Annotated in this window: 1 protein-coding gene; it reads right to left on the bottom strand. The window is 67.3% G+C overall.

Going from position 1 to position 660, the window contains the following annotated elements; all coding sequences use genetic code 11:
* On the bottom strand, positions 1-660 hold a 660-nt coding region (locus ENSA5_RS28430; protein WP_308726580.1), incomplete at both ends, for a toxin TcdB middle/N-terminal domain-containing protein.

Raw genomic sequence — 660 nt, 5'->3', positions numbered from 1 at the left:
CGAGCGCACGCACGGCCTCGCGCGCCTCCGCGCCCGTCAGCCCGCTCGGCACCACGCTCGCGGGCAGCTCGAACGCCTTGTCATCACCACCCCAATACTCCCGAGCAAAGCGCTCCGCGAGCTCCTCGCCACCCAAATACGCCCCCGTGTGAAACCAGCTCTTCGTGTAAACCGGCGGCTGGTGCAGCTGCTCCTCCACCGCGTCGAATTGCTCGAACGCGAACAACCCATCACCCACAAAGTCCTCGAACGACTCGGTGTCCCAGCTCTCGACCATCCCGAACCCTCGGAACTCCCGCTCCTGCCCGTCGAAGTACCCGTGGTGGTACGCGACCCGTTGAACGTGGCGCTGCCGCGTGACGTGGTCGATGCTCTCGACCCGCTCGACCACCTGAACCGGAAACGCCAGCTTCGTCGCCCACGGCTTCCCGGCCGCCTTGTCGGCCAAGTAGAACTTGGTCGAGGGCGCGTACGCAACCTTGGTCTCGGCCCCCATGTTGTTGCGCGACCCGATCAGCAGGTGCGGCTTTTGGCCGCCCATCAGATCGATGTAGCGCAGCACCCCGCCCCGGCCCGAGGCCGACGACGACGACCAGACCAGGTGCCCGGTCCCCGTCCCCTTCAGATCCACGACCTCGGCCCAGTCGACGCTGCGCACGC

This window comes from Enhygromyxa salina, assembly GCF_002994615.1.
GTDB classification, from domain to species: domain Bacteria; phylum Myxococcota_A; class Polyangia; order Nannocystales; family Nannocystaceae; genus Plesiocystis; species Plesiocystis salina_A.
Note: the sequence above shows the minus strand (reverse complement) of the source record. Positions and strands in the feature narration are given on the sequence as shown.